Below are 966 nucleotides of genomic sequence, written 5' to 3'. Positions count from 1 at the left end.
CTTTCATCTGAGCTATGACTGAGGCGGGGCTGAACATGGATGGAGCGATAACCGCATGCCGCAGGGCGTGTCTGGGCATGTTGCTGGCGGCGCCACTGCTGGCCGGCGCGGCCACCACGGCCTCGGTCAAAGTCATGATAATGGCGCCGGTACCCTGCGTGATTAACAACAATCGGCCGATCGAGGTGGACTTTGGGGAGGTGATAACCACCCGGGTGGACGGCAGCAATTACCGCATACCGGTGAGTTACTCCCTGTCTTGTTCCGGGCAGAGTAAAAACGCGATGATGCTGCAGGTGCAGGGGAACGGCGCGGCCTTTGACAGCACGCTGTTGAAGACCAATAAAACCGGGCTGGGTATTCAGCTGCTGCAGGGGGGCGGCGGCAGCGCCCGGTTGGCGGTTAACAGCTGGCTGAACTTCTCCTACCCAAATACGCCGGAATTATGGGCGGTGCCGGTGAAGCAAAGTGGTGTGACCCTGAGCGGTGGGGAATTTACGGCGGGCGCCACCCTGAAGGTGGTCTATCAGTAAGGTAACGAATATGAAGACGACGATGCGCATTCTGTTGCTGATTGGCGGCCTGACGGTGCCATGGAGCACCGTGCTGGCGGCAGGCGACATGACGTTCCGTGGCACGCTGCTGACGCCGCCGCCCTGTCGCATTAATGACGGTAACCAGATTGACGTGGACTTTGGCGATCGGGTCGGCATCAACAAGGTGGACGGTGCGAACTACCGCCAGGCGGTGAACTATCAGATTGACTGCAGCGAGGCGGGCGACAAGGGCTGGGGGTTGACGCTGAGCCTGAAGGGGACGGCGAGCGGCTTCGACAAGCAGGCGCTGGCGACCAACAAGGGCGATCTGGGGATCCGGATCTACCGGGATGATGAGCCTTTTACGCCGGGCAGCACGCTGAAGATCACGCTGGACAACGCGCCACGGCTGGCGGCGGTGCCGGTGAAG

Annotated in this window: 2 protein-coding genes; both read left to right on the top strand. The window is 61.3% G+C overall.

Features of this window, described 5'->3' with window-relative positions:
* The first annotated feature begins 35 nt into the window (after positions 1 to 35).
* The gene (locus tag AAIE04_RS25020; protein WP_498577861.1) at positions 36 to 533 is read left to right on the top strand and encodes a fimbrial protein; all 498 of its coding nucleotides are present in this window, start codon (positions 36 to 38) and stop codon (positions 531 to 533) included.
* A gap of 10 nt (positions 534 to 543) precedes the next feature.
* Positions 544 to 966, top strand: a 423-nt coding sequence (locus AAIE04_RS25015) for a fimbrial protein (RefSeq protein WP_498577860.1), incomplete at its 3' end; no start/stop codon positions are given.

It is taken from the genome of Serratia sp. Ae19-1 (assembly GCF_059801225.1).
The sequence above is the reverse complement of the archived record's forward strand: the minus strand, read 5'-3'. Positions and strand labels throughout refer to the sequence as shown.

Bases quoted from the DNA above. Each gene is read 5' to 3' on its own strand.
- AAIE04_RS25020 (WP_498577861.1), top strand. From the start codon at position 36: ATGGATGGAGCGATAACCGCATGCCGCAGGGCGTGTCTGGGCATGTTG.